General features: G+C 67.5%; 20 protein-coding genes and 2 pseudogenes. 12 read left to right on the top strand and 10 right to left on the bottom strand.

Annotation, left to right across the window (positions count from 1 at the left end):
• Nucleotides 1-122 precede the first annotated feature (122 nt).
• Genes Dfulv_RS16020 through Dfulv_RS15995 form a run of 6 tightly spaced genes read left to right on the top strand, consistent with a single transcriptional unit; the run spans nt 123 to nt 9853 of the window.
• Nucleotides 123-1667, top strand: coding sequence for an APC family permease (locus Dfulv_RS16020; RefSeq protein ID WP_259863830.1), 1545 nt, complete (start codon nt 123-125; stop codon nt 1665-1667).
• Nucleotides 1664-3727: a hydantoinase/oxoprolinase family protein gene (locus Dfulv_RS16015; RefSeq protein ID WP_259863829.1), complete on the top strand. Its 2064-nt coding sequence runs from the start codon at nt 1664-1666 to the stop codon at nt 3725-3727. The genes Dfulv_RS16020 and Dfulv_RS16015 overlap by 4 nt, the downstream gene beginning before the upstream one ends.
• The gene (locus Dfulv_RS16010) at nt 3724-5682 is read left to right on the top strand and encodes a hydantoinase B/oxoprolinase family protein (protein ID WP_259863828.1); all 1959 of its coding nucleotides are present in this window, start codon (nt 3724-3726) and stop codon (nt 5680-5682) included. Before Dfulv_RS16015 ends, Dfulv_RS16010 begins: the two co-directional genes overlap by 4 nt.
• A gap of 41 nt (nt 5683-5723) precedes the next feature.
• The gene (locus Dfulv_RS16005) at nt 5724-7070 is read left to right on the top strand and encodes an aminotransferase class III-fold pyridoxal phosphate-dependent enzyme (RefSeq protein ID WP_259863826.1); all 1347 of its coding nucleotides are present in this window, start codon (nt 5724-5726) and stop codon (nt 7068-7070) included.
• Nucleotides 7071-7103: 33 nt separating this feature from the next.
• On the top strand, nt 7104-8645 hold the full coding sequence (locus Dfulv_RS16000; RefSeq protein WP_259863824.1) for an aldehyde dehydrogenase family protein: 1542 nt from the start codon (nt 7104-7106) through the stop codon (nt 8643-8645).
• Nucleotides 8642-9853: an aspartate aminotransferase family protein gene (locus Dfulv_RS15995; RefSeq protein ID WP_259863823.1), complete on the top strand. Its 1212-nt coding sequence runs from the start codon at nt 8642-8644 to the stop codon at nt 9851-9853. Before Dfulv_RS16000 ends, Dfulv_RS15995 begins: the two co-directional genes overlap by 4 nt.
• Nucleotides 9854-9970: 117 nt before the next feature.
• On the opposite strand, the gene Dfulv_RS15990 is transcribed toward Dfulv_RS15995, so the two are convergent.
• The 3 genes from Dfulv_RS15990 to Dfulv_RS15980 are packed head-to-tail and all read right to left on the bottom strand — an operon-like array spanning nt 9971 to nt 12625.
• Nucleotides 9971-10621 carry a 3-oxoacid CoA-transferase subunit B gene (locus Dfulv_RS15990; protein WP_259863822.1) on the bottom strand — a complete coding sequence of 217 codons (651 nt, stop codon included), beginning with the start codon at nt 10619-10621 and terminating at the stop codon, nt 9971-9973.
• A 1-nt stretch (nt 10622) separates the two neighbouring features.
• Nucleotides 10623-11411 carry a CoA transferase subunit A gene (locus Dfulv_RS15985; RefSeq protein WP_259863821.1) on the bottom strand — a complete coding sequence of 263 codons (789 nt, stop codon included), beginning with the start codon at nt 11409-11411 and terminating at the stop codon, nt 10623-10625.
• The gene (locus Dfulv_RS15980; protein ID WP_259863820.1) at nt 11408-12625 is read right to left on the bottom strand and encodes an acetyl-CoA C-acetyltransferase; all 1218 of its coding nucleotides are present in this window, start codon (nt 12623-12625) and stop codon (nt 11408-11410) included. Before Dfulv_RS15980 ends, Dfulv_RS15985 begins: the two co-directional genes overlap by 4 nt.
• Nucleotides 12626-12728: 103 nt before the next feature.
• Here Dfulv_RS15980 and Dfulv_RS15970 point away from each other — a divergent pair, with 103 nt between their 5' ends.
• On the top strand, nt 12729-13604 hold the full coding sequence (locus Dfulv_RS15970) for a LysR substrate-binding domain-containing protein (RefSeq protein WP_319805797.1): 876 nt from the start codon (nt 12729-12731) through the stop codon (nt 13602-13604).
• Nucleotides 13605-13748: 144 nt separating this feature from the next.
• On the opposite strand, the pseudogene Dfulv_RS15965 reads toward Dfulv_RS15970, so the two are convergent.
• A pseudogene (locus tag Dfulv_RS15965) lies at nt 13749-14024 on the bottom strand (recombinase family protein); the annotation flags it as partial.
• 50 nt (nt 14025-14074) lie between these two features.
• Here Dfulv_RS15965 and Dfulv_RS48565 point away from each other — a divergent pair.
• Nucleotides 14075-16492, top strand: coding sequence for a family 20 glycosylhydrolase (locus Dfulv_RS48565; RefSeq protein ID WP_319805796.1), 2418 nt, complete (start codon nt 14075-14077; stop codon nt 16490-16492).
• Between the two features lie 215 nt (nt 16493-16707).
• On the opposite strand, the pseudogene Dfulv_RS48560 reads toward Dfulv_RS48565, so the two are convergent.
• Nucleotides 16708-16912: pseudogene (locus tag Dfulv_RS48560) on the bottom strand (IS630 family transposase); the annotation flags it as partial.
• Between the two features lie 14 nt (nt 16913-16926).
• Here Dfulv_RS48560 and Dfulv_RS15950 point away from each other — a divergent pair.
• Complete coding sequence (locus Dfulv_RS15950) at nt 16927-18135, top strand: hypothetical protein (RefSeq protein ID WP_259863819.1); 1209 nt, start codon at nt 16927-16929, stop codon at nt 18133-18135.
• Nucleotides 18136-18332: 197 nt separating this feature from the next.
• Here Dfulv_RS15950 and Dfulv_RS15945 read toward each other — a convergent pair whose 3' ends face one another.
• Nucleotides 18333-18578, bottom strand: a complete 246-nt coding sequence (locus tag Dfulv_RS15945; protein ID WP_259863818.1) for a hypothetical protein — start codon at nt 18576-18578, stop codon at nt 18333-18335.
• Nucleotides 18579-18761: 183 nt separating this feature from the next.
• Here Dfulv_RS15945 and Dfulv_RS15940 point away from each other — a divergent pair, with 183 nt between their 5' ends.
• Nucleotides 18762-19700, top strand: coding sequence for a DUF4034 domain-containing protein (locus Dfulv_RS15940; RefSeq protein WP_259863817.1), 939 nt, complete (start codon nt 18762-18764; stop codon nt 19698-19700).
• Nucleotides 19701-19719: 19 nt separating this feature from the next.
• A complete protein-coding gene (locus tag Dfulv_RS15935) occupies nt 19720-20058 on the top strand; it encodes a hypothetical protein (RefSeq protein WP_259863816.1) in 339 nt (112 codons plus the stop codon).
• 235 nt (nt 20059-20293) lie between these two features.
• Here Dfulv_RS15935 and Dfulv_RS15930 read toward each other — a convergent pair whose 3' ends face one another.
• From Dfulv_RS15930 to Dfulv_RS15915, 4 genes are all read right to left on the bottom strand, one after another.
• Nucleotides 20294-21112: a CPBP family intramembrane glutamic endopeptidase gene (locus Dfulv_RS15930; protein WP_259863815.1), complete on the bottom strand. Its 819-nt coding sequence runs from the start codon at nt 21110-21112 to the stop codon at nt 20294-20296.
• A 99-nt stretch (nt 21113-21211) separates the two neighbouring features.
• Nucleotides 21212-22012, bottom strand: a complete 801-nt coding sequence (locus tag Dfulv_RS15925; RefSeq protein ID WP_259867692.1) for an enoyl-CoA hydratase — start codon at nt 22010-22012, stop codon at nt 21212-21214.
• A 134-nt stretch (nt 22013-22146) separates the two neighbouring features.
• A complete protein-coding gene (locus Dfulv_RS15920) occupies nt 22147-23148 on the bottom strand; it encodes an acyl-CoA dehydrogenase family protein (protein WP_259863812.1) in 1002 nt (333 codons plus the stop codon).
• Nucleotides 23149-23155: 7 nt separating this feature from the next.
• Nucleotides 23156-24295 carry an acyl-CoA dehydrogenase family protein gene (locus tag Dfulv_RS15915; protein WP_259863811.1) on the bottom strand — a complete coding sequence of 380 codons (1140 nt, stop codon included), beginning with the start codon at nt 24293-24295 and terminating at the stop codon, nt 23156-23158.
• A gap of 162 nt (nt 24296-24457) precedes the next feature.
• On the opposite strand from Dfulv_RS15915, the gene Dfulv_RS15910 reads away from it, so the two are divergent.
• Nucleotides 24458-25624, top strand: a complete 1167-nt coding sequence (locus Dfulv_RS15910; protein ID WP_259863809.1) for an acyl-CoA dehydrogenase family protein — start codon at nt 24458-24460, stop codon at nt 25622-25624.
• The last annotated feature ends 27 nt before the right edge of the window (nt 25625-25651 follow it).

The following is a 25651-nucleotide window of genomic DNA, read 5'->3' as shown; positions in this document are numbered from 1 at the left end:
ACCTAGATTGGTCTACAACGAGCCCATTGACAAGGCCTGAGCCTGTAACTAGCCTCGCTATGGTCCACATCAAGCCCAAAGGGTCACGTTGGCGTGCCCGGCATCCGTGGCACGGAGGAAAAATGGCAAGTGACGCCAACTCCACAACCGACCAGGGACTGCGCAAAAACTCCCTCGGTCTGATCGAGTGTGCGGTCATGTCCGCGGCCTTTATGGGGCCCGCGTCCGTGATCTTCTTCTCCACCTCGTTCAACGCAACCTTCTCGGGTGCTGCGTTCCCGCTCTCGTTCCTGATCGCGATGATCGCCTCGCTGCTCATCGCGAACACCGTGGCGCAGTTCGCCCGGAAGATCGCGAGCGCCGGAGCGTTCTTCAGCTACACCACCGCAGGACTCGGCGCGACCGCCGGCTTCCTGGTCGGCTGGATGGTCGTCTTCGCCTACGCCGCATTCGAGCCCGGCGCCTACGGCCTCTTCGGAAGCTTCATCAGCGACGTCATCAACGACCTCGCCGGAGTGTCCATCCACTGGTGGATCATCGCCCTCGCCACAGGTGCACTCGTCACCACGCTGTCGATGCTCGGCGTCCTCGAATCACTCCGCGCCGGCCTGCTGTTCCTCATCTTCGAGGCCTGCTGCATTCTTCTCATCGTCGGCGTCATCTTCGCTAACGGTGCGTCCCCGAACGAGCTGTCGCTCGAGCCGTTCAACCCGCACAACAGCCCCACCGGCTGGAGCGGCATCTTCCTCGGCGCCATCTGGGGCATGTTCGGATTCATCGGCTTTGAAGGTGCCACCACCCTCGGTGAAGAGACCCGCATGGCTCGCAAGCGCATCCCGCTCGCCGTCGTCGGAACTGTTATCGTCGTCGGCCTGTTCTATGTCCTGACCACCTACTCCGAGAGCGTCGCGTTCGGTACCGACGCTGCGGGTGTCAAGAATTTGACCGAGTCGGCCAACCCGTGGGTCACGATCGCCGACCACTACCTCGGCACTCCCGGCAAGATCCTGGTCTACATCGCCGGCACCACCGGCATCCTCGGCGTCTGGATCGCCATCCACAACGCCGTCACCCGCGTCATGTACGGCATGGGCCGCTCCGGCGTCCTCCCCCGGGCGCTCGCCTACACCCACCCGAAGTACCGCACTCCGTGGGTCGCGATCGCTGTCGAAGAGGTCATCGCCGTCACCCTCGTCCTCTGGATCGGACTCAGCGACGGACCGCTGTCGGTCTACGGGTACTTGGGCGTCCTGGGAACCATCGGCGTCATGTTCGTCTACGGCTTCCTGGCCATCGGCGTCGGCCGCATGTACTGGCGCGACTACCGCTCCGAGTTCAACGCTTTCCTCCACGTCATCCTCCCGGTCAGCTCACTCGGGCTCATCGGCGTGATGCTCTGGAAGAACGTCACGGCCTCCACCGTGCACCCGTACAACCTGCTGCCGTGGATCGCAGCCGGCTACCTGCTCGTCGGTTTCGGCGTCGCCATCTACCTCAACAAGAGGAAGCCGGGCGTCATGACCGCGCTTGCTGAAGAGTTCTCCGACCACGGCTCCGACGACGCGGACGCGGCCCACGAGGCCCCGCACCCCAGCCCGCGCGTCGCCCCGGGCCGGGCCGGCGACAACCTTGCCCTCCCCAACGAACAGACTGGAGCAGACCTGTGACTTCCGCCGACAAGGCCGTCCAGCAGCAGAAGGACGAGGTCCTTCTCGGCGTCGACATCGGTGGAACCTTCACCGACATCGTCGCAGTGAACCCACGGACCGGGGAGGTGATCGAGGCCAAGACCCCGACCACCCACCACGGTCTCGAGGAGGGCCTGCGGAAGGGCATCAAGCTCATCCAGGACGCCGGCTACTCGATCAAGTCCGTGAATCACGGCACCACCGTGATCACGAACGCTCTGACCGAGGGCAACCTGGCAAAGACCGCTGTGCTCTGTACGCGCGGCTTCCGAGATGTACTCGAGTTCAAGCGCCTCTGGCGTGAACGACTCTTCGGGTACGACTGGGAGCGGCCGGACGCACTGGTGCCCCGTGACCTGCGATTCGAGGTTGCCGAGCGCATCGGCGCCGAAGGCCAAGTCGTCGTTGCACTCGACGAGGACGAGGTCCGCTCTATCGCTCGGAAGTTGCGTGAGGAGGAGGTCGCGGCGGTCGCCGTGACCTTCCTCTTCAGCTTCAAGAACCCCGCCCACGAGCGCCGGACTGTCGAGATCCTCGCCGAGGAGCTTCCCGACATCCCGGTCTCCGCGTCCGCCGACATCCTGCCGGAGATCCACGAGTACGAGCGCGCCGCGACCACCACGGTCAACGCGCTCGTTCGCCCGGTCATCGCCGGCTACCTCGACCGCGTCTCCAAGACTCTCGCGGAGATCGGTGTGAGTGGCCCGCTCCGCATGGTCCGCTCCGACGGCGCCCTCATGACGCCTAAGGCAGCTCAGCGCGAGCCGTTCCGCCTCATCAACTCCGGCCCCTCTGCCGGCGTCATCGGCGCCAACCTCGTCGGCCGCGAGGAAGGCTGGGACCGCATCATCACGATGGACATGGGCGGCACCACCACAGACGTAGCCCTTATCTGGGACGGAGTCGCCCAGCGTTCCCGCGAGAACGATGTCCTGTGGAACACCCCAGTACGCGCGTCCCAGGTCGACATCCGGTCCATCGGTGCCGGCGGCGGCTCAATAATCGGCCTCGACGCTACCGGCCTGTACGTCGGACCGCGCAGCGCCGGCTCCATGCCCGGCCCTGCCTGCTACGGACACGGCGGAACGAACGCGACCGTCGTCGACGCGCTCCTTGTTCTCGGTGCGCTCCCGGTCGGCCTTGCCCGCGACACCCTCCGTCTCGACGTCGAGGCATCGCGACAAGCCCTCATCAACTCGATGCCCGGCTACGCCTCCGCTGAAGAGGCAGCTCTCGCGGTCTACGAAGTCACGCTCAGCAAAATGGCTCTGCTCATCCGTGAGATGACGGTCAACCGCGGCTACGACCCGCGCGAGTGCGTCCTGATGTGCTTCGGCGGCGCCGGCGGCGCCTTCGCTGTCGACCTGGCCGAACACCTCGGCATCGAGAAGGTCTGCCTGCCTCCCGCATCGAGCGTGTTCTCCGCGTTCGGCGCAGCTCGCAGCCGCCCGGTCTCGGAGTGCATCATCGGCATCTCCGAGCGACGCGAGAACCTCACCGACAACGACGTCACCAAGCTGTTTAAGCAGGTCGAGGGCGACGTCCGCGCCCGCATGGCCGACGAGAACGAGTCCGTCGTCGACATCGAATTCGAGATCGACGTCAAGTACCGCTCCCAGCCGGAGACCCTCACGGTCCCCGTCGAGAACACCGGAGACGCACCAACCGCGACCGACGCCGCAATCGCCGCCTTCCACAGCGAGCACACGCGGCTCTATCACCTGGACCGCAGCGATGAGGCCGTCGAGATCGTCCTCGTGCGTGCCCGTGCCCTCGGAGCTGAATCCGAGGTAGTCGCCCGCGTCTCCACCCATGGAACCTCTGCCGAGGACCCGGCGGCAACGTCGCCGTCGCGGACCTGGCACCGACCCGGGAAATCCCACGACGCGGTCGAGGTCGTGTCGCTTAGCGCCATGCCCGAGGTCGTCAACGGTCCTGCGTTCCTGCAGGACGAGAACACCACCATCGCGGTGCCGCCCGGTTCGCGCGCCACGAGGTCCCCGAAGTCTGGAGCTGTGATCTTGGAGGTCGGAGCATGAGCGACCCCGTAACCACTGCGGTCATCCGCGGTTTCCTGGAGTCAACCTGTCGCGACATGGGACAGGCGCTGACGCACAACGCCCGTTCGCCGATCTTCATCGAGGGGCAGGACTTCTCCTGTGCCATCCTCGATCCGACCCGCGAACTCGTCGCTGCGGCGAACTACGACCCGAGCCACCTCGCGTCCATGCCGTTCACCGTCGACGCCGCCGTCCTCGAGCAGCGTGCCGAGAACATCGGTCACGGTGACGTCATCGTCGTCAACGACCCTTACCGCGGCGGCACCCACCTGCCCGACGTCACCATGTTCACCCCTGTCATCGTCGACGGCGTTCGCGTCGCCTACTCGGTCACGCGAGCCCACCACCTCGACATCGGTGGCATGGCCCCCGGGAGCGTCCCTGGCGGTGCCCGCGACGTGTTCGCCGAAGGTCTCCGCATCCCGCCGTCGCGCTGGATGATCAGCGGCCAGGAGAATCACGAGGTCCTCGACTACATTCTGTCGAACGTCCGCCTGCCCGACATCGAGCTGAGCGACATGCGCGCTCAGGTGGCCTCCCTCATGACCGGGCGCGCCCGCGTCGGGGAACTCTGCGCCAAGTTCGGCGTCGAAGCCGTCCTCGAAGCCATGGACGAGATCAAGGCTCAGTCCGAGTCCCAGGTCCGCGCGTTCTTGACCAGCGTCCCGGACGGCGAGTATTCGTTCACCGACTACATGGATCGTGACGGGAACAACACCTGCCGCTACGCCATCCGCGCGAACGTGAAGATCGCCGGAGACAGCATGCACGTCGACTTCACCGGCACCAGCGAGCAGGCAGACGGCGCCATCAACCTGCCGTACGCCGCAACCGCATCCGCCGTGTTCAACTCGGTCCTGCAGCTCGCCGGTGGCGACATCCCGTTCAACCACGGATGCTTCCGCGCCGTCAGCCTCCACGCCCCCCGCAAGTCACTGGTCAACGCGCAGCCGCCCGCACCGACCTTCGGATGCAGCACCGACACCCCGATGAGGGTCATCGACACCATCGTCGGGGCCCTCGCGACCGTCATTCCCGACCGCGCCATCGCCGGCAGCTACGGCACCTGCAACATCGTGGCCGGCAGCGGAACGAACGAGCACAACGAGGACTTCCTCTACTGGTTCTTCTACGAAGGCGGTATGGGTGCCTCCGGCCGCCGCGACGGCTGGAACGTCACCCCGAACCAGTCGGCGAACTTCCGCGACTACCCGATCGAGATTATCGAGTCGGAGTACCCGCTGGTCTGCGACACCGTCGCGCTGATCCCCGACTCCGGTGGCGCCGGCAAGTTCCGTGGCGGCCTGGGGTCGGTGCACCAGTTCACCTTCACCGCAGAAACCGTTCTCAGCGGATTCGCCGACCGCCACGAGATCCAGCCGTACGGCCTGGCCGGCGGCCACGCAGGCATGGGCAGCCGCTACCGCCTGCGTCGCGCTGGTACCGACAAATGGCTCGAATTCGACGAGTTCGCCCAGAGCAGCAGCAAGTGGTCCGGCGTTATCGCCTACCCCGGCGACTCGCTCGAGGTCATCAACGGTGGGGGCGGCGGCTTCGGCGACCCGGCCGAACGCGACCCCGACCTCTTGGCCCGCGACCTGCGTGAAGGGCTTATCACCGAGGCCGGTGTGCAGGCCTACCAGCCCGGAGCGGTCGACACGGCCCTGACCGCGTTCTCGTCGCCTGAGGAGATCGGCGAGGTCCGGCCCCCGGCGCCGGAGGACGAGACAGCCGACAAGTTCCGCACGGCAGTCGCCGATGTCGTCGGCTGCCGTACCGAATGCCCCCTGAAGGCGGACCCGAACGCATGCGCCTTCCACCACGACGTCGCGCCGGCGTTCTGGTCAACCAGCGCGCTCAGCCAGTGGGCCCGCCGCAACTGCCCGAGGGCCGACCTTCTTCTGCCCATCGTGCAGAACTCGTTTGCCCAGTAATCCCTCGCGAGCACGCGCACATCAACCGGAAGTAGAGACCGTTGAACACCACTGTCGAAAACACCATCGCCCCGGACTCCTACGAGACCTCGCCGCTGATCAAAACGGCACTCCCGGGTCCCCTTGCCAGTGAAGTCCTGGCGCGTGACCACGCGGTGACCAGCCCGTCGCTGCCTCGCGCCTACCCGCTGGTCCCGAAGCGCGGCCGCGGCTCCAGTGTCGAAGACGTTGACGGCAACGTCTTCCTCGACTTCAACGCCGGCATCGCGGTGAATTCGACTGGTCACGGTCACCCGAAGGTCGTCGCAGCCGTCCAGCGGCAGGCCGCCGAGATCCTCCACTACTCGGCATCCGACTTCTATCTGCCGATCTATTCGGAGATGTGCGCCGCTCTGCGTGACGTCGCGCCGATGTCCGGACCGACACGCGTGTTCCTGTCGAACTCCGGCGCGGAGGCTGTCGAAGGCGCGCTGAAGCTCGCGCGTTACGCGACCAAGCGTCCCTACGTCATCAGCTTCCAGGGAGCGTTCCACGGCCGCACCATGGGCGCGCTCACGCTGACCGACTCCAAGGCTAAGTACCACACCGGGTTCGGCCCGCTGCTGCCCGCGGTGCTTCACGCCCCGTACGCCGACCCGCGACGGGCGGCGACCGGTGACCGCGACACCGCGACCATCGAGTATCTGCGGAACGCGCTGTTCCGGTACGAGGTCGAGCCGACCGAGGTGGCTGCCATCTTCGCCGAGCCCATCCAGGGCGAAGGCGGCATCATCGTCCCCGCCCCGGGCTGGATGGAGGACCTGCGCGAGCTGTGCGATGAGTTCGGCATCCTCCTGGTCGCCGATGAGGTTCAGTCCGGCATCGGCCGCACCGGCAAGATGTGGGCCATCGAGCACACCGAGGTCGAGCCCGACATCGTGACCAGCGCCAAGGGCCTCGCCTCTGGCCTGCCGCTCGGCGCCATCATCGCCCGCGAGGAGATCATGACCGCCTGGGGTCCGGGCAAGCACGGCTCCACCTACGGCGGCAGCCCGGTTCCCTGTGCGGCCGGTCTCGCGACCCTCGAGGTCATCCGGTCCGAGAACCTGCTGGAGAACTCCACCAACCTCGGCAACTACCTGATCGAGGGCCTTCGCAAGCTTCGGGCCAACCAGCCTGACACGGTCCGCGACGTCCGCGGCGTCGGCCTGTTCGTCGGCGTGGAGTTCCCCGACGGCCAGGTCGCCAACGCGGTCCAGAACCGCTGCTTCGAGAAGGGCCTCCTGGTCCTCGAAGCGGGCGAGAACGTCATCCGCATGTCGCCGCCGCTGGTCCTCACCGCCGACGAGGCCGGGACCGGTCTCCGCATCTTCAGCGAGGCCGTCGCCGAGATCGCCGCCGGCATCTGACCGAATCATCGAGCGAACCAAGGAGGTACAACGATGACTGCGAAGGTCGACTACACGTCCACTGCGCTGCCCGACGACCTCGGAGCCGCGTTCGAGAGCGCTCTGCGCCGACTGCGCGCCGAGAAGCCGCCCGTCGAGGAGCACATCATTGGCGGGGCACGGCGTAGCGACGGCATCGTGTTCGAACGGTTCGACCCGTGCCACCCGGGGGTACGTGTCTCGGCCGCGCACGCGGCACCGGTTGCACTCGTGACCACGGCGATCGAGCAGGCCCGCATCGCATACCGCGCATGGCGCCGCGCCACCGTTGAGGAGCGGTGCAACAGCCTGCTCAAGGCGGCCGACCGAATCAACAGCGACGTCGCCGAGCTCAGCGCCATCCTCTCGGCCGAGACCGGCAAGACCCGGCTCGAGGCCATCGGTGAGGTTCAGGAAGCCGCCGACATCATCAAGCACTACACGCGCCTGATGACCGAGAACGACGGCTACAACCACACGATGAAGCAGTCGCCGACCGAGGACACCTACGATGTCCTCGTCCCCTACGGCGTCTTCGGGGTGCTGGCCCCGTTCAATTTCCCGTTCGCCCTCGCGACCGGGATGATGGTCGGCGCTCTCGTCGCCGGAAACACCGTGGTGTGCAAGCCGTCTGACAAGACGCCCCGCTCGACCGCCGCAGTCGCCGCCATCCTCGCTGACGCCCTCCCCGCCGGCGTGGTGAACCTGGTGCACGGTGGAGCTGACATCGGCCGCGCGATCGTCGGCTCCGACATCGACGGCATCGCGTTCACCGGCTCTGCCGAGATCGGATGGCAGATCGTCGCCGCGACCACCCCGAAGGGACTGCCGCGTCCGGTTCTCGCCGAGATGGGCGGACAGAACCCAGCAGTCGTCGGCGCCAGTGCCGACCTCGACGCTGCCGCGTCCGGCATCGTCCGCTCCGCGTTCGGCCTGTCCGGGCAGAAGTGCAGCGCCTGCCGCCGTGTCGTGGTCGTCCGCGAGGTCGCCGACAAACTCATCTCCAAGATCGTCGAGAAGGCCGAAGCTCTTACCATCGGCGACCCCATCGACGAAGCCACGTTCATGGGCCCGGTCATCGACGACAGCATCGGCGCCCGCATCGACGAAGCTCTCAAGCTCGCGGCTGCTGACGGCCAGGTCCTCACCGGTGAGCGGCTGGACCGTGAAGGGAACTGGTTCTCGCCCATTGTCGTGTCCAACCTTCCGGTTGGCCACACCCTGACGCGCGATGAGCTGTTCGCGCCGTTCCTCACGATCACCGAGGTCGACACGTTCCAGGACGCGCTCGATGAGGCGAACGACGTGCCCTACGGCCTGTCCGCCGGTGTGTTCAGCGGCGACCAGGCCGAGGTGGATCAGTTCGTCGACCAGATCGAGGCCGGCGTCATCTACATCAACCGTGCAGCCGGCGCCACCACCGGTGCCTGGCCGGGCGTCCAGTCGTTCTGCGGCTGGAAGCGCAGCGGCTCAGCAGGCAAGGGCGGCCTCGGCCACTGGTACATCCAGGGCTTCATGCGCGAGCAGAGCCGCACCATCGCCAAGCCCGCATCATGAGTGCCACCTCGTCTCACTCCTCCGACAAGGTCGCAGGAGCCCCGGACATCGACGATCTCGCCGCCCGGGCGCGCGCAGTCATTCCCAGTGGTACGTCACGGTCGACGCTCTACGTGCCGCCCGCCGTTCCCATGGCCCGCAGCGGCCGGAGCGCCTGGCTCACCGACGAGAGCGGCTCCCGGGTACTCGACTTTAACAACAACTACACCTCGCTCATCCACGGGCACCATTTCGAACCCATTCAGCGCGCCATCGCCGAGGCGCTGGACGAGGGCACGTCGTTCGGCCTTCCGACCCGTCGCGAGGTCGCACTGGCCGAGCACCTCCGCGACCGGACCGGCCACGAACAGTGGCGGTTCTCCAACTCGGGCACCGAGGCCGTCATGCAGGCCATCCGTTGTGCCCGTGCAGTCACCGGACGTGACCTCATCGTTCGCTTCGAGGGGAGCTACCACGGCACCTCAGACCCCGTCACTGACTCGGACCGGCCGGGAATCACCTGCGCCGAACACGAGACCGTCATGGTGCTCCCGCAGGGCAGCCTCGCCGCACTCCAGACCGTCTTCGGTGACCGCGGAGATGACGTCGCCGCGGTCCTCATCGACCTGATGCCGAACCGGGCTGGCCTGGAACCGGCAGACCCCGAGTTCATCAACGCGGTACGCCAGCTGACCACCCGTCACGGCTCCCTGATGATCGTCGATGAGGTCATTACGTTCCGCCTCGCGCTCAACGGCCTCGGACCCAGCTACGGCATCGCCCCCGACCTCGCGACCTTCGGAAAGGTCATCGGCGGCGGCCTCCCAGTCGGCGCCCTCGCCGGCCGGACCGACATCATGTCTGCATTCGACGCGAAGACCGGCCCGCTCGTCGCCTGGGGCGGCACCTTCAGCGCGAACCCACTGACGATGGCCGCTGGCCTCGCAGCGGTCCAAGCCTACGACCAGCCGGCCATCGACGACCTCAACAGCCGCGGGAACCAGCTCCGGCACTGCCTGAGTGACGCCGGTGTCAAGGTCAACGGACGAGGCTCCCTCATGCGCATCATGGAGAAGGTCGACGTCAGCGACCTCTGGTGGGCGCTGTACCGGCGAGGTGTGTTCGCTGGCACGAACGCCTTGCTCTCGCTGTCCACGGCCATGACCCACGAAGACCTCAACCTCGCCGCTGACGCCATCGTTGACGCCGTGCAGGCTGTCCGGTCCTGAGGGCCGTCATCTGTGCCGACCAGCCACAGCGCTCTCCAGCGTAACTGGACCCCCGAAGAAGAGGGGCCGCACATCCAAGACTAGATGTGCGGCCCCTGTTGGTGCGGCAGTTCGCGGTTAGCTCGCTCGCGCCGGGAGCGCGTCAACGACCGGCGCAGCCGTCTTCGCGATGACTTCGGACAACTCGACCCCCGGGGCGAGTTCGGTGGCGTGGAACGCACCATCCTCCACGTCGAGTACGGCCAGGTCGGTGATGACGCGGGACACGATGCGGCGACCGGTCAGCGGCAGCGTGCACATCCGCAGAAGCTTCGCTTCACCGTTCTTGGTCACGTGGTCCATCAGGACCACGACGCGACCGGCACCAGAGACCAGGTCCATGGCGCCTCCCATGCCCTTGACCATGGCGCCCGGAACCATCCAGTTCGCCAGGTCGCCGAAGACGGAGACCTGCATCGCGCCCAGGATGGCAGCGTCGATGTGACGGCCCCGGATCATCGCGAAGCTGGTGACCGAGTCGAAGTACGACGCGCCCGGCAGCACGGTCACGGTCTGCTTGCCGGCGTTGACCAGGTCAGGGTCGACCTCGTCCTCGTAGGGGAACGGGCCGACGCCGAGAATGCCGTTCTCCGCGTGCAGCGTCACGGTCGAGCTGGCGGGAAGGTGGTCGGGGATGAGGGTGGGCAGGCCGATGCCGAGGTTCACGTACTCGCCGTCGTGAAGCTCGAGGGCAGCACGGGCGGCCATCTCATCGCGAGTCCAGGCCATGTCACTTCTCCGTTCCAGCGGGACGTTCACCTCGCGTGGTGCGCTTCTCGATGCCCTTGCGTGCGGCTTGCTCTGTAGTCAGTGGCACAACCCGCTGCACGAACACACCTGGAAGGTGAACCTCGTCAGGGCCGAGCGCGCCGACTTCAACGACCTCCTCGGCTTCGACGACCGTGAGGCGGCCGGACATCGCTGCCGGCGGGTTGAAGTTCCGTGCCGCCGCGTGGAACACGCAGTTCCCGGCCTTGTCGGCGACCGCTGCGCGAACGAGCGCAACGTCGGTGACGATCGACTCCTCCAGCACCATTTCGCGCCCGTGGAACGTGCGGACCTCCTTGGCTGGGGAGGCCAGCGCAACGGACCCGTCCGGGTTGTACCGCCACGGGAGCCCGCCCTCGGCCACCATCGTTCCGACGCCGGTTGGCGTGTAGAACGCACCGATGCCGGACCCGCCGGCACGCATCCGTTCCGCGAGGGTGCCCTGCGGGGTGAGCTCAACGGTCAGTTCGCCGGACAGGTACTGCCGAGCGAACTCCTTGTTCTCCCCGACGTAGGACGCAATCACGCGGCTGATGCGGCCCTGACCGAGTAGCAGACCGAGCCCGGCTCCGTCGACACCGCAGTTGTTCGACACGACGGTCAGGTTGTCGGCACCTTGCTCGAGCAGAGCTTCGATGAGAACCCACGGGATGCCGGCGAGACCAAACCCGCCGACCGCGAGACTGGAACCGCTCTTTACATCCGCGACAGCTTTGGCCGCGCTGGCGTAGACCTTGTTGAGGCTACTCATGCGGTCACCCGCTCGAACACCGCAGCCAGGCCCTGGCCGCCACCGATGCACATGGTCTCCAGGCCGTACCGGGCCTCGCGACGCACCAGCTCGTGGGCCAGCGTCGCGAGAATGCGCGCACCAGTCGCACCGACCGGGTGGCCGAGCGAGATGCCGGACCCGTTCGGGTTGAGCCTGTGGTCGGTCGCGTGAAGCTCCCACTCGCGCAAACAGGCAAGCACCTGCGCAGCGAACGCCTCGTTCAGCTCAATGAGGTCGATGTCGTCCAGCGTCAGGCCAGCCCGTTCGAGTGCCGCAGCGGTCGCGGGTACCGGACCGATGCCCATCTCGGTAGGACCAACACCGGCCACGGCCCACGAACGCAGCGCCAGGAGCGGAAGCAGTCCTAACCGCTCGGCGTTCTCGCGGGTGGTCACCACGCACATGGCGGCGCCGTCGTTCTGGCCGCTGGCGTTGCCAGCGGTCACGGTCGACTCCGGGTCGATACCGAGGCGAACCGGTCGCAAACGTGCGAGGTCGTCGAGGGTGGTCTCCGGGCGAGGGTGCTCGTCACAGTCGACGACGACCGCCGGCTTGCCGCGGCGGCCAGGCACGGTGACCGGCACGAGTTCCCGAGCGAACCTGCCCTCGTCGTTGGCGAGCCCTGCACGGTGCTGGGACAGGAGAGCGAATTCGTCCTGTTCCTCGCGGGAAATGCTGTAGGCGCGACGCAGGTTCTCTGCGGTTTCGAGCATCCCGCCAGCCACGGGGAAATTCTTCCCGCCTGCGGTCTCGCGGGCACGGTCGAGCCGGTCGAGAAACTCGATTCCGCCTTGCTTCACCCCGGTGCGCAGTCCAACGGCGTAATGCTCGACCTGTGACATCGACTCGACGCCTCCAGCGACGATGACGCGCGCCGCACCGCTGGCGACATGGCTGGCGGCGGTCAGGACCGCCTGCAGCCCTGAACCGCAGCGGCGGTCCAGTTGCAGGCCGGGCACGTGCGGCCCGAGTCCTGCGTCGAGTGCAGCGATCCGGCCGATCGCCGGGTTCTCGCCGCTCGGGTAGCTGTGCCCGAGGATGACGTCGTCGACGTCACTGGCCTTCAGACCGGTCCGCCGGACGAGCTCTGACAGGAGGGTGCTGGCCAGGTCCGTCGCTGTCAGGGACGCGAACACGCCCCCGAACCGCCCGACCGGAGTCCGGATTGGCTCACAGATCACGATGTTGCTCATGCCCGCCACGGTAGGTCTGCAGTGAGATACTCTGAAGTACTTATTTTGACCCGACTAAGACTGTGGAGGTATCACCGTGGAGCTACGCCACCTTCGGTACTTCGTGGCGGTCGCAGAGGAACGACACTTCGGTCGGGCCGCCGAGCGGTTGCATATTGCGCAGCCGCCGTTGTCTCGCCAGATCAGGCAGTTGGAGACCGAACTCGGCGCGCAACTTCTCGAGAGAAACACCCGGAAGGTCGAACTGACGGCGGCGGGTTCGGCGTACTTGGAACGAGCTCGCGAAATTCTCACCCAGGTCGAGGTCGCCGGGAACGAGGCTGCCCGCATCGCTTCCGGGCTGCAGGGCCGTCTGGTCGTCAGCTGCGTCGGTTCCGCTACCTACAGCCTGCTGCCGGCGTTCGCGTGCACCCTTCGCGAGGAGATTCCCGACGTCGAACTCGTCCTCCGAGGCGAACTCCTCGTCCCCCACCAGGTCGAACGCCTCCTGGCCCGCGACATCGACCTCGCGGTCCTGCGTCCACCCGTGGACGAGACCGCATTGACGGTGCGCACACTGCGTACTGACCGGCTCCTGGTCGCGATGCCCGAAGGCCACGCGCTCGCATCCCGGCGCCGGCTGAACGTGAAGGACCTACGCGGAGAGGACCTCGTGGTGCACGCCGGGGGAACCTCAGTGATGTACGGAGCAGTAGCCGCACTGTTCCGCGATGCCGGGGTCGAAGCAAAGTTCCGCCACGAAGTCGCCGAGACCTCGACCCTGCTCACGTTTGTCGCTGCCGGCCTCGGGCTTGCGGTCGTCCCGGAGCCGGTATCGAAGCTCGGGGTGGCCGGTGTGACCTTCCGTCCGGTCAGCGGTGAGGGGGCAACCATCGACCTGTGTTCCGCGGTCCGAGCCGACGACAACTCGGCCACTTTGTACCGAGCTCTGGAGGTGCTCGACCGGGTCGTGCGCTCGGCAGCCGGGACCAAAATCTGAGACACCGCAGCGTTGCGCCTGCCCAAAACTCATTCCAGCGCTCCGCGCAGGCCAGTGCTGGTGAGAGCCAGTATGCGTAGCAGCTACGATCTTGGCGGGGTTCCCCTTTCGGTTCTCTCGGGGTCGGTGACCCGTCGCATGGCGTTGCGTTGACCGCCCGCTGGTAGGTCTATGCATCGCTTCTCTCGTCAGGATGACGCGGATGGCCATCTTGAACCAGGCAATTCCGCTGCGGTGCCGGTTGCGTTGCGGATCATGGGCGGACGGACAGGGTATGCCGTCGCGAGTGAGCTCTTCGGCGATGGCGAAGATACCGCGTCCCGCGAGGTAGCTGGTGAAGATTCGGGCTACTACCCCAGCGCAGCTGGGAGGAACTCGGAGGGAGGTGACTCCCCCTTGACACTTTCCCGCGCGGGACATAGCGTGCCGTCAAACTAACAGGAAACTTAACAGTTTCGCTGGAGGATGCCGTGCACCGTTCCCCGCGTAACCTGCTGCTCACCGCGGCGCTGGCCGTCGCGACCGCCGCCACCGGCGCCGCCTTGCTGCTGGCGGCCTCCCCGGCCAGCGCCGCGGTGAGCCTCTCCGACGTCGTACCCGCGCCGGTGTCGGCGCAGCCCGCGGCCGGCGTGACCTACACGCTGCCGTCGAACGCCTCGATCCAGACCCAGCCCGGCTCCGCCCCCGCGACCGAGGTCGGCAACCAGCTCGCCGGCGTCCTCCGCCCGTCGACCGGCTACGCGCTGCCGGTCGTCGCCGCGAGCGGCACGCCGACGAGCGGCATCGCGCTGCTGCTGTCCGGCGCCGATGCGAGCGTGGGTGCCGAGGGCTACCAGCTCGACGTCACCGCCTCACTCGTCACGATCCGGGCGCAGACCGCGGCCGGGCTGTTCCACGGCGTGCAGACGCTGCGCCAGCTGCTGCCGCCGTCGATCGAGGCGAAGACCGCCCAGAGCGGACCCTGGACCGTCGCCGGTGGCCGGATCGTCGACTACCCGCGCTACGCCTACCGCGGCGCGATGCTCGACGTGTCCCGGCACTTCTTCGGCGTCGACGTCGTCAAGCGGTACATCGACGAGATCGCGCAGTACAAGCTCAACACCCTGCACCTGCACCTCTCCGACGACCAGGGCTGGCGGATCGTCGTCGACGCGTGGCCCCGGCTGGCGACCTACGGCGGCAGCACGCAGGTCGGCGGCGGCCAGGGCGGCTACTACACCAAGGCGCAGTACACCGAGATCGTCAACTATGCGGCCACCCGGCACGTGACGATCGTGCCGGAGATCGACATGCCCGGCCACACCAACGCGGCGCTCGCCTCCTACGCGGAGCTCAACTGCAACAACACCGCCCCACCGCTCTACACCGGGACCAACGTCGGGTTCAGCTCGCTGTGCGTGAACAAGGAGATCACCTACACCTTCGTACAGCAGGTGCTCAACGAGCTGGCCGCCATCACCCCCGGCCCCTACCTGCACATCGGTGGCGACGAGGCGTCGAGCACGCCGGCGGCGGACTACCGCACCTTCATCAACCGCATCCAGCCGTACGTCGGCAACGCGGGCAAGACCGTAATGGGCTGGCACCAGATCGGGCAGGCGAACCACACCGCGAACCGGGTCGCGCAGTTCTGGGGCACCGGCACCTCCGACGCGGACCTCAGCGCGGCCGTGAGCAAGGGTGGCAAGGTCCTGCTGTCGCCGGCGAACAAGACGTACCTCGACATGAAGTACAACAACCAGACCCCGCTCGGCCTGAGCTGGGCCGGCCTCATCGAGGTGCAGACCGCCTACAACTGGGACCCGGGCGCCTACCTGTCCGGCGTGCCGGCGAGCGCGATCCTCGGCGTCGAGGCTCCATTGTGGTCGGAGACGCTCACGAAGCTCGCCGACATCGAGTACATGGCGTTCCCGCGGATGCCGGCGCTGGCCGAGCTGGCGTGGTCGCCGCAGGCGGTGCGCAACTGGGACACCTTCAAGGTGCGGCTCGGCGCGCAGGGCCCGCGGTGGACGGTGCAGGGCATCAACTTCTACAGCTCGCCGCAGGTCCCGTGGGGCACGCAGCAGACGACGCGCAGCGCGTACACCAAGATCGAGGCCGAGAGCTACAGCGCCCAGACCGGGACGCAGACCGAGACCACCACCGACACCGGCGGCGGCCAGAGCGTCGGCTTCATCACGCCCGGCGACACGCTCGCCTACGACCTCGACTTCGGCGCGGCGTCGCCGGCCTCGGTCACGACCCGGCTGGCCTCCGGCGCGTCCAGCGGCACCATCCAGTACCGCCTGGACTCCACCACCGGCCCGATCATCGCCAGTGTCCCCGTCACCTCCACCGGCGGCTGGCAGACCTGGACCAGCACCACCACCAACCTGACCGGCGCGGCCACCGGCGTGCACCGGCTGTACCTCACCTTCACCGGCACCGCGGGCGCCGACTTCGTCAACCTCAACTGGCTACAGTTCAACGCCGGCGGCGGACTGCCCAACGCGTACAGCGTGCGGCAGGCGGAGAGCTTCAGCAGCCAGTCCGGCACCCAGACCGAGACCACCACCGACACCGGCGGCGGCCAGAGCGTCGGCTTCATCACGCCCGGCGACTGGCTCGGCTACACCAACGTGGACTTCGGCACCCCGACCGCGGCGTCGGTGACCACGCGGCTGGCCTCCGGCGCGTCCAGCGGCACCATCCAGTACCGCCTGGACTCCACCACCGGCCCGATCATCGCCAGCGTCCCCGTCACCTCCACCGGCGGCTGGCAGACCTGGACCACCAACACCACCAACCTGACCGGCGCGGCCACCGGCGTCCACACGGTGTTCCTCACCTTCACCGGCACCGCGGGCGCCGACTTCGTCAACCTCAACTGGTTCCAGTTCAACCGGTAGCGCCTGTTTCACGCTCACCTCGAGGCCGGCGGCGGCGAGCACGCCGCCGGCCTCCTCGCGCCACACCACGAACGTGTTCCACGCGATGCCCAGCGCGCCGCCCGGCCGCAGCAGCCCGGCCCACACCGGCGCGGCCTCGGCGAGCAGCTCGGCCGGGCGGCGGGCCAACCCCTTGGCGGCCGTCCGGGCGACGCGGGGTGCCAAGCGGGTCCTCGGAAGTTCTGCGCGTAACTGTGGGGCAGCCAGGGTGAGGTCCATGGTGCGGCGGTGGTCAGCATCTGGTCGGGGTGTTCGTCGTCGGAAGAACACCCGTGCCTGGTGGATGCGTTCGGTCCAGGTGACCGCGGTGTTGGCCGGCTGGGCTTTGCACGCGTTCCAGATGTGTTCGACCGGATTGTCGTGCGGGCTGTACGCGGCGCCGTACAGCTGTCACGGTGCGCACCGCGAGCCTGCTGTACTTCGAACTGGCCTGCTCGCTCTTCGAGCGCGGCGACGGCTACCCAATCAGCGAACCCATTGGTGAGAAGGCCCCGCCGGCCTTGGAACGCTACAACGACATAGAGAACCAGGGTTGGATGCCGTCGGACGACACTATTGCTGAACACCTTCGGCAGGGCCTCGGTCTGGATACCACCCACCTCAAGGAAACGCTTCTCACACATCTCACCAGCCGACTGGATAAGATCGACACCGACATCGCCTGGGTTGGCGAGATGTTATCCGGCTTCTCGGCTGACGCCGTTATCCGTCTCACGCAGGTACACGAGGAGGCACTGCCGGATTCCCTGCCGCTGCTCCTCGCGGCCAGACTGAAATACGGCGTGGCCGATCTGGGCAAGTGGCGACAAGCCGTCGACCGCATGCGGGCGCTTGACAACGAACTCGAACTCTTCGCCGCCTTCGCGGATATCGAAGACGAATTCGAACCGCTCGAAATTCTTGTGGACAAGGTGCGGTTCACGCTGTGGTCGGCGGTGTCGGAGGTAGCGGCCTGGGCGGACCGGGCGCCCGTTTCTGGCTGGAACCGCCGGTCAAACGCCCGGTCCTTGGCGACGGACGTCGAGGCGACGGTGGCGGTGTGCGGGCCGGAGTTCGCGCGCCTATTCAAGGATGCCGGGGCGGCCGTAGTGTCGGCGCTGAACCAGCTCGCGGGAAGCCAGCCGGCTACACGGGTCGCCGATGTGGCAGCAAAATTGGAGCGCGCCGCGTCGGCGACGGCTCGGACCGTCCCGGTGTCGGTCCTCCGGCGGCCCGCAACAGCTTTTCGAGCAGGCCACACGACTCAGGTGCTGAGGCTCACGACGCCCACGGCGAAGAAGGCCGCGGCGATCAGGAAGTATCGGTTGCCGGGGCGCAGTAGCCACAGCCACACCCCGGTCGGACCTTCCGACCCGGGGTCGGCGAGCCGGGCCTTCCGGCCGCGCGGACGGCTGCGCTCGCTGAGCCGGCTACCCCGACCGGCGAGGACGGCTGCCCCGCCGTGCAGGAGGCCGGTGAGCAGCGCGATGCCGAACGCCACCTGGATCGCGCCGGACGGCTGGTTCGAGTGGCCGGCCACCAGCTCCTCGACCGTGATCGAGACGATGCCCGCGACGAAGCACACGCCGGCGGTCAACGCCCAGGCGAGCGCCCGCACAATGTGACCGACCCCCAGGTCCTCCCAGGTCGTCGCCGTGGTGTGCAGATCCTCGTCGATGGAGTCGGGGGTCTCGTCGAGCCAGCGGGCCAACGGCCGGCGGAACAGCCGGCCGAGGTGCCGGCCCAGGTCGAGCGACATCGCCGTCGACCTGGGCCTCATATCCTCGTCACTGTCCGAGGATACCTATCTTCGTCACTGGATTCAGTACCTCGAGTAGCCGGTGCCGACCCAGTAGGCGCCGACCTTCTTCCGGCACTTCGCCCGCAGACCGCAGCCGGTCTTCGCGAGATCGAAGGCGCCTACCCTGACCGAGATCTTGTCCGGGCGGAACGCCTTCCGCGCGACCGCCTTGGCCGATTCGGCCTTCCGCACCGCCCGGTTGAGCAGGTTCTTCGCGGCTCTGCTCAGACCGTGTTGCCGGTCTCCATCGGGCGAGATCCCGACCACCGAACTGCTCGCGTCCCGTACTCAAACCGGACGCAGGTCCTGGGATCGTTCCGTGCGATTTTGACCCACTAGGATGCCGGCGTGTGGTCAATGGGACTGAGGCTGGACCCGTCTGCGGGAGATCCGACCGTGCATGCCTTGTACAACGCACTCCGTGGACGGAACTGGGCCGAGGCACAGCGGGTGGTGGAGGCCGCCCAAGGTGACGAGCGCACCGTGCTGATCGATGAGTATTCGTTCATGCCGAACGCGTACGCGCTGGCCAGCGAATGGGTGGCCGCGGAGCCCCAAGACAGCTTGCGGGCTTTGGTGCAGGGCGCGGCGGGCGTTCAATGGGCCTGGGACGCCCGCGGATCGCGCTTCGCCAGGTTCACCCGCCGGTCGCAGTTCCAGGAGTTCCACCGCAGGCTCGTACTCGTCGAGCGGACGTTGTGGGAGGTGGTGGCCGTCGACGAAGCCGACCCCGCGCCGTGGACCTTCCTGGTGACCTCGGCACGCGGCTTACAGGTCAGCCGGGTCGAGGCACAGCGGCGGTTCGCCGGTGCCGTCCGGCACGCACCGTTCAACAACGTGGCGCACGCACAGATGCTGCAGTACCTGTGCGGCAAGTGGTTCGGTAGTCACGATGAGATGTTCGCCTTCGCCCGGTCTGCCGCGGAGACAGCGCCGACCGGCAGCCTGCTACCCGCCCTCATCGCGATCGCCCACCTGGAGCGATGGATGGCGTTGACTGCCGAGGAGGACTGGAGCTACATGCGGCATCCCGAGGTACGGGCTGAGTTGCGCGTCGCCGCCGAGCGGTCGATCTGGCACGCCGAGCACCGCCACACCGTCGGCTGGCTGAGGGCGTGCAACTCGTTCGCGCTCGCGTTCAGCCTGGCCCGGGATTGGCCGTCAGCGGCCCGGGTGTTCGATGGCCTCGGCAATCGGGTCACCGACAACTGGCACTACGTCGTTGGCCCAGCACGCTTGCGGTTTCGCATGGCTCGACGCAAGGCATATGCCAACCGCGACCGGCAGACGTCGGCGTGGGGACCCACCCAAGGGACGGTACGACCGCCGATCGCCGAAGAGTCGTTACGTCAGCAACGGTCATATAACGCCCTTCATGGGCGGAGTTGACGTCTTGACGCACACCGATGTGCCGGACTACGCGGCCGTGCTCCGCGAGGTGGCCCGGGTTCTGCAGCCTGGCGGGCGGTTCGTCCACATCGGCGTTCATCCCTGCTACGTGGGCGCGTTCGCCGACTGGAGCGGTCGGCCCGCCGTCGTCGTCGATGAGCGCTACGCCGACCGGTCGCATACCTACGAGGCCTGGTGCCCGGCCGGGGTCCGGGCCCGTGTCGGCGCCTGGCATGTCCCGCTCGCCGATCTGCTGAACGCGGTGGTCACGGCCGGACTGCGGCTCGAGCGTGTGGAGGAGATCGGTCCGAACGGCGTTCCTGACGTTCTGGGCCTGGCTGCGGTCAAGCCGGCCTGAAGATCCGCGTACGCGTGAAGCGAGTGCCGGTCTGGACACGGTGCCTCGCACGACAGCGAAGTACCGCCCGGTCCGGCGATCGATGTGCCCAGATCGGTAGATCCCGCACCACCCGCCGGTGTGTTGCGGACCCGCACGCAGGGCCGTTTGTCGGTCGATGACCACCTGCCAAGCCCGCGGCGTGCCGAGCGGCAACTGTCGGCCAGCTGAAGCGCCGGTTCGCGGCAAATTGTGCTCACTTGTCGTAGCCGAGTCGTCCTCGTGTGCACGCGAGGGTGACGGTGGCGAGCAGGCTGAGGGCGATGACCTGGATCAGTTCGTAGTGCAGTGAGTCGGGAACGTCGGGGAAGAGGACTGGCAGCAGTGATGCGTTGAACGAGGTGTGCAGCAGCACGGCGATCGGTCCGCTGTCCTGGGTGCGGTTGGCGATCCAGGTGAATGGGAACGACACGGCCACCACGAAGCCGGTGAACACGAGGAACGGGACGAGGATGCCCCGCAGGTCAGCGCCGGCGTGGTTGTAGCCCTCGATGAGTGACAGTGGCAGATGCCATGCCGCCCAGAGCAGGCCGAGGATCAGAGTGCCGCCGGCCGGACCGAACCGTTGCTGGAGGCGGGGTGTCGCGAAGCATCGCCAGCCAGGTTCCTCGCCGAGCGGGCCGCCGAGGATGAGCACCACGAGGTACAGCAACACATACTCCGGCAGCGCTGCCAGCGACGGCCGGAAGGCCGTCACAGCGCCGGGGACCGGCAGGACGCACAGCATGAGCAAGGCTGGCGAGCCGAGCACCACGAGGAGATACCAGCCCGCGCCGACCCGCCACCGCGTCAGCTTGCTGAGTAGGTCACGGACACCACGGCGTCCATCGACGGCCGCGGTCACCACGAACGCGGCGGCGGCCGGACCGATGAACGGCGCGGCGAACATCCACGGCAGGAACGGCAGCCGGAGCAGCAAGATGCACACGAGCTCGTAGGTCCAGGCCGGAACGAACGTCAACACGATGAACCAGAGCAGCGGCCGGCGTTGGATCAGCGTACGAATCACGGTCACGACCGCGAAGATACGAGCGCGGCAACGTCCCCACCTCTACCGAACGGCAGAGATCCTCAACCAACTGGAATGCCGCAGCTCCCCCAGGAGGCCGGAATCTCAGCCGGCGTCGGCCTCTCGGCTGGCCGCGCGCATCGATCGGGCGTCGTGGCCGGCTAGGGAGTCCTGTCCTACCTCCGCGTTGTGCGCGTGCGCCAGGTGGTGCAGGCCGAATGCGGCGTCCATGCCGTCCCGCAGTCCCATGAGATCCTCGGCCTGGTTCACTGCCCGCTTTGCCAGCGCCAGGCCCAGGGGCGGCATCGACGCGATCCGTGTCGCGATGTCGAGCGTGAACGCCTCCAGATCCTCCCGCGCGACGACCCTGTTCACCATGCCGAGCTGGTAGGCGCGGTGGGCGTCGATGCGCTCGCCGAGGAAGAGAAATTCCTTGGCCTGCCGAGCACCGAGCGCCCACGGGTGGGCGAAGTACTCCACTCCGGGGATGCCCATCCGCAGCACGGGATCGGCGAAGAACGCGTCATCGGCGGCGATGATCAGGTCGCAGACCCAGGCCAGCATGAGCCCGCCCGCGATGCAGGCGCCGTGTACCGACGCGATGGTCGGCTTGGGCAGGTCCCGCCACCGGCGGCACATCCCAAGATAGACCTCTGATTCGCGGGCGAACCGGCTCTCGGCGCCCGAGCGGCCGACGTGGTCCCACCAGAGGCCGGCCCGGCGCGGGAAGCTCCGGTCGATGTCCCGCTCCGGCGTCCCGATGTCGTGCCCGGCGCAGAAGTGCTCACCCGCACCGCGAAGCACGATCACCGCGACCTCGTTGTCGTCGGCGGCACGGTAGAAAGCGTCGTCGAGGGCGTAGGTCATCGCCGAGTTCTGCGCGTTACGGTATCGAGGCCGGTTCATGGTGATGATGGCGATCGAACCCCGGCGCTCGTAGCGCACCACGTCATCGCCAGTGCCGGACTGCTGCGTCACCGGTGTTGCCTCCCTTGTCTCCAGGTCACCGGGGCATTCCCCCGCCACCGAGCCATTTCCGATCAATACGGCGTCAGGCTCAGCGCCCGACCGACCTCCCGACGGTGCCAACTGGCCGCGCCCCACGCCTCTGCCAGCGCCCAGGTGCGTTTCAGGAACAGGTGCAGGTCGTACTCGACCGTGTAGCCGAGGGCCCCGTGGCACTGCAGGGCTGTCCGCGCGACAGCTGATGCGGCCGCCGACGCCAGCGCCTTCGCCATCGATACGTCCCGCCCCGCGTCGGGGGAACCGGTGGCCATGCTGTGGCCCGCCCGCAGTACCGCGGGCTCGGCGAACTCGATCTGGACGAGCGCGTCGGCCAGAGCATGTTGAACGGCCTGGAAACTTCCCACCGCAACGCCGAACTGCCGGCGTTCGCGCACGTACCGGGCCGCCATGTCGAGCATCCGGCGAGCGAGTCCGACGAGTTCCGCGGCCGTGCCGAGAACCGCGCGGCGCCAGGCACGCAGAACCTCGGGACCATCGGCGATGGGCTCGCCGACCGGTCCGGTGCGACGGACCAGCCCACGGGTCGGATCAACCGAGACGACTGGTTCGACGTGACCCGTGTCGAGCGCCGCCAAATGGATCGAGCCGACTCCAGCCCACCCTCCGGTAAGGACGTACGCGGCTGTACGCCCGTGCGGAAAGCAACCGGCACCGGCGGGGTCAGCGGCCACGCTCACCTCACCCCGCAGCAGCGACGCCAGGGTGCTCCGGTGCTCGATCCGCCCGGCGAGCAGCGGACCGGCCAGCGCGAGGGCCTCCAGTGCGGGTAGCGGCAGGGCGACCCGGCCGGCCTCGATGAGCAGGGCGACCATCCCGACTTCGTCGAGCCCGAGTCCGCCGAGTTCCTCGGGGATGAGCACGCCCAGTGCCCCGATTTCACCGAGCCGGCGCCAGAGTGCCCGCAGCGCTGGCGCGTCCGGGGCGGAGCGGACCACGGCGGTGGAGCACTCGCGCTCGAGCACAGACCGGGTCAGTGACCGGAGCTGCTCGTGCTCCGCGGAGAACCCGAAGTACATCGGCCGCTCATTTCCTGGGTAGGCCGAGCAGCCGCTCGGCCACGATGGTGCGCTGGATCTCGTTGGTTCCGGCGTAGATCGGCCCCGCCAACGCGAACTGGAACCCGCGGCTCCACGGGCCGTCCAGCTCGCCCGCGGGGCCGAGCAGTTCGAGCGCTGTGGTGTGCAGGCGGACGTCCAGTTCAGACCAGAAGAGCTTGTTGAGGCTGGATGCCTGGCCGGGGTCACGGCCGTTGAGCATGTCGGTTACTTGACGAAGCGTGAACAGGTGATAGGCCTCAGCGGCCATCCATCCCTGCACCACCGCATCCGCGAGCAGGGGATCGAGGTCGTCCCCACGGGTGGTGGCCAGGTGGATGAGGCGTCGCGCGGTATGCCGGAAGCGGCCGGGCGAGCGCAGGGTGAGGCCCCGCTCCGATCCGGTGGTCGCCATCGCCACGTGCCAGCCCTGGTCAACCTCGCCGAGCACGGCGTCGTCCGGGACGAACACATCGTCGAAGAAGACGTCGGCAAAGCCCTCATCCCCGTCGAGCCGGCCGAACCCGCGCACGGTGACACCCTCGGCGTCCAGCGGCACGAGAAAGTAGGTGAGACCGCGATGCCGCGGCGCCTGGGAATCCGTACGGAACAGTCCGAACAGGTGGGTGCAGAACGCGCCGCGGGTCGTCCATGTCTTCTGGCCACGCAACAGCCAGCCGCCGGCCTGCTCATCACGGAGCGCACGGCTGCGGATCGCGGCCAGGTCGCTGCCCACCTCGGGTTCGGACCAGCCCTGGCACCACAGATCCTGCGCCGCGGCCATCCGTGGCAGGAGGCGGTTCTGCTGTTCCGCGGTGCCGAAACGGAACAGGGCCGGGGCGAGCAGGAAGATGCCGTTCTGGGTAACCCGCTGCGGTGCTCCTGCCCGGTAGTACTCCTCCTCGAAGATGAGCCACTCGACGAGCGAGGCTTCCCTGCCGCCATACTGGCGGGGCCACGACACGACCGACCAACCGGCGTCGAACAGCATGCGCTCCCACTCGACGTGGAGCGCGAACCCGGTTGCGGTGTCCCCGGACGGCAGCGGTGGATCTGGGCGGTTCGCCGTGAGCCAGGCCCTCGCCTCCGCGCGGAAGGCGGCCTCCGCCGGACTGTCGCTCAGGTCCATCCAGCACTCCGGCGACGGACTTCCAACATGTGGAGAACGTATCCACTTCACACCGACGTCGTCAATCCCGAAGGTGGGGGCTTGACCAGACCCGGGGCACCTCCGTAACTTCCACGTTATGGAAGTTACTTTCGCAACCGGTCGGTGGGGGGTGGAAGCGGGGTGGACTTCGAGCTGAGCGACATTCAACAGGACCTCCGGGAGTCCACCCGGAAGCTCTGTCAGGGCTTCGACTCGCACTACTGGCGTCACATCGACGGAGAGCAGATCTTTCCAGAGGAGTTCGCCAAGGCGTGCGCCGCAGCCGGCATCCCCGGCACAATGCTCCCCGTCGAACTCGGCGGCGTGGGCCTCCGTGTCACCGAGGCCGCCATCGTCCTGCAGGAGATCGCGGCGAGCGACGGCGGGCTCGACGCTTGCTCGGTGGTGCACATGGGCATGTTCGGGCTCAATCCGATGCTCGTGCACGGAACCGAAGAGCAGAAACGGGCATACCTGCCACGGGCGGCGCGCGGCGAGCTGAACTCCTGCTTCCTGGTCACGGAGCCGGATGCCGGGGTGGACACGACCCGCATCACCACCACCGCCCGACGCGAGGGCGACGATTACGTGGTCACCGGACGTAAGGTGTGGATCAGCCGGGCCGCGCAGGCCGAGTATGGATTGCTGTTGTGCCGCACCCAGCCGTACTCGGCGGTGAGTCGCAAGACCGACGGGATGACGCTGCTCTTCATTCCCATGCGCGTTCCCGAGGTGATCATCACTGAGATCCCGAAGATGGGCCGCAACGGGGTCTCGTCCAACGAGGTCGTCATCGACGGGCTGCGAGTGCCGGTCTCATGCCGCATCGGCGAAGAGGGACAAGGCTTTCGACACCTGCTCGACGGAATCAACCCGGAACGAATCATGATCGCAGCCGAGGCGGTCGGTCTCGGTCTGAACGTGGTCCGTCGCGCCGCCGCCTACGCACAACAGCGGGTCGTGTTCGGTCGGCCGATCGGGCAGAACCAGGGCGTACAGCTACCACTGGCGGACGCCTACTCACAGCTCAAGGCGGCCGAACTGGCCACCTATGAAGCGGCGTGGCGATACGACTCCGGACTGGACTGCGGCGCCCAGGCGAACATGGCGAAGCTCCGGGCCACCGAGGCAGCACACTACGCAGTCAACATCGCGTTCGAGACGTTCGGCGGCTACGGCTACGCCAAGGAGTACGACATCGAACGCTTCTACCGGCAGTTGCCGCTGACGCGCGTCGCGCCCGTCACCAACAACCTGACCAAGGCGTTCATCGCCACCCAGGTCCTCGGCTTGCCGAAGTCCTACTAGGTCCGCATCATCGATCGAGCAATAGGA

This window comes from Dactylosporangium fulvum, assembly GCF_025137375.1.
GTDB lineage: Bacteria > Actinomycetota > Actinomycetes > Mycobacteriales > Micromonosporaceae > Dactylosporangium > Dactylosporangium fulvum.
This window is presented reverse-complemented; position numbering and strand designations above follow the sequence as displayed.

Coding starts and splice junctions, on each gene's coding strand:
- Dfulv_RS15915 (WP_259863811.1), bottom strand. CDS start 24,295: ATGGACCTGAGCGACAGTCCGGCGGAGGCCGCCTTCCGCGCGGAGGCG.
- Dfulv_RS16010 (WP_259863828.1), top strand. CDS start 3,724: ATGAGCGACCCCGTAACCACTGCGGTCATCCGCGGTTTCCTGGAGTCA.
- Dfulv_RS15925 (WP_259867692.1), bottom strand. CDS start 22,012: ATGAACCGGCCTCGATACCGTAACGCGCAGAACTCGGCGATGACCTAC.
- Dfulv_RS15980 (WP_259863820.1), bottom strand. CDS start 12,625: ATGAGCAACATCGTGATCTGTGAGCCAATCCGGACTCCGGTCGGGCGG.
- Dfulv_RS15985 (WP_259863821.1), bottom strand. CDS start 11,411: ATGAGTAGCCTCAACAAGGTCTACGCCAGCGCGGCCAAAGCTGTCGCG.
- Dfulv_RS15920 (WP_259863812.1), bottom strand. CDS start 23,148: ATGTACTTCGGGTTCTCCGCGGAGCACGAGCAGCTCCGGTCACTGACC.
- Dfulv_RS15990 (WP_259863822.1), bottom strand. CDS start 10,621: ATGGCCTGGACTCGCGATGAGATGGCCGCCCGTGCTGCCCTCGAGCTT.
- Dfulv_RS16000 (WP_259863824.1), top strand. CDS start 7,104: ATGACTGCGAAGGTCGACTACACGTCCACTGCGCTGCCCGACGACCTC.
- Dfulv_RS16020 (WP_259863830.1), top strand. CDS start 123: ATGGCAAGTGACGCCAACTCCACAACCGACCAGGGACTGCGCAAAAAC.
- Dfulv_RS15995 (WP_259863823.1), top strand. CDS start 8,642: ATGAGTGCCACCTCGTCTCACTCCTCCGACAAGGTCGCAGGAGCCCCG.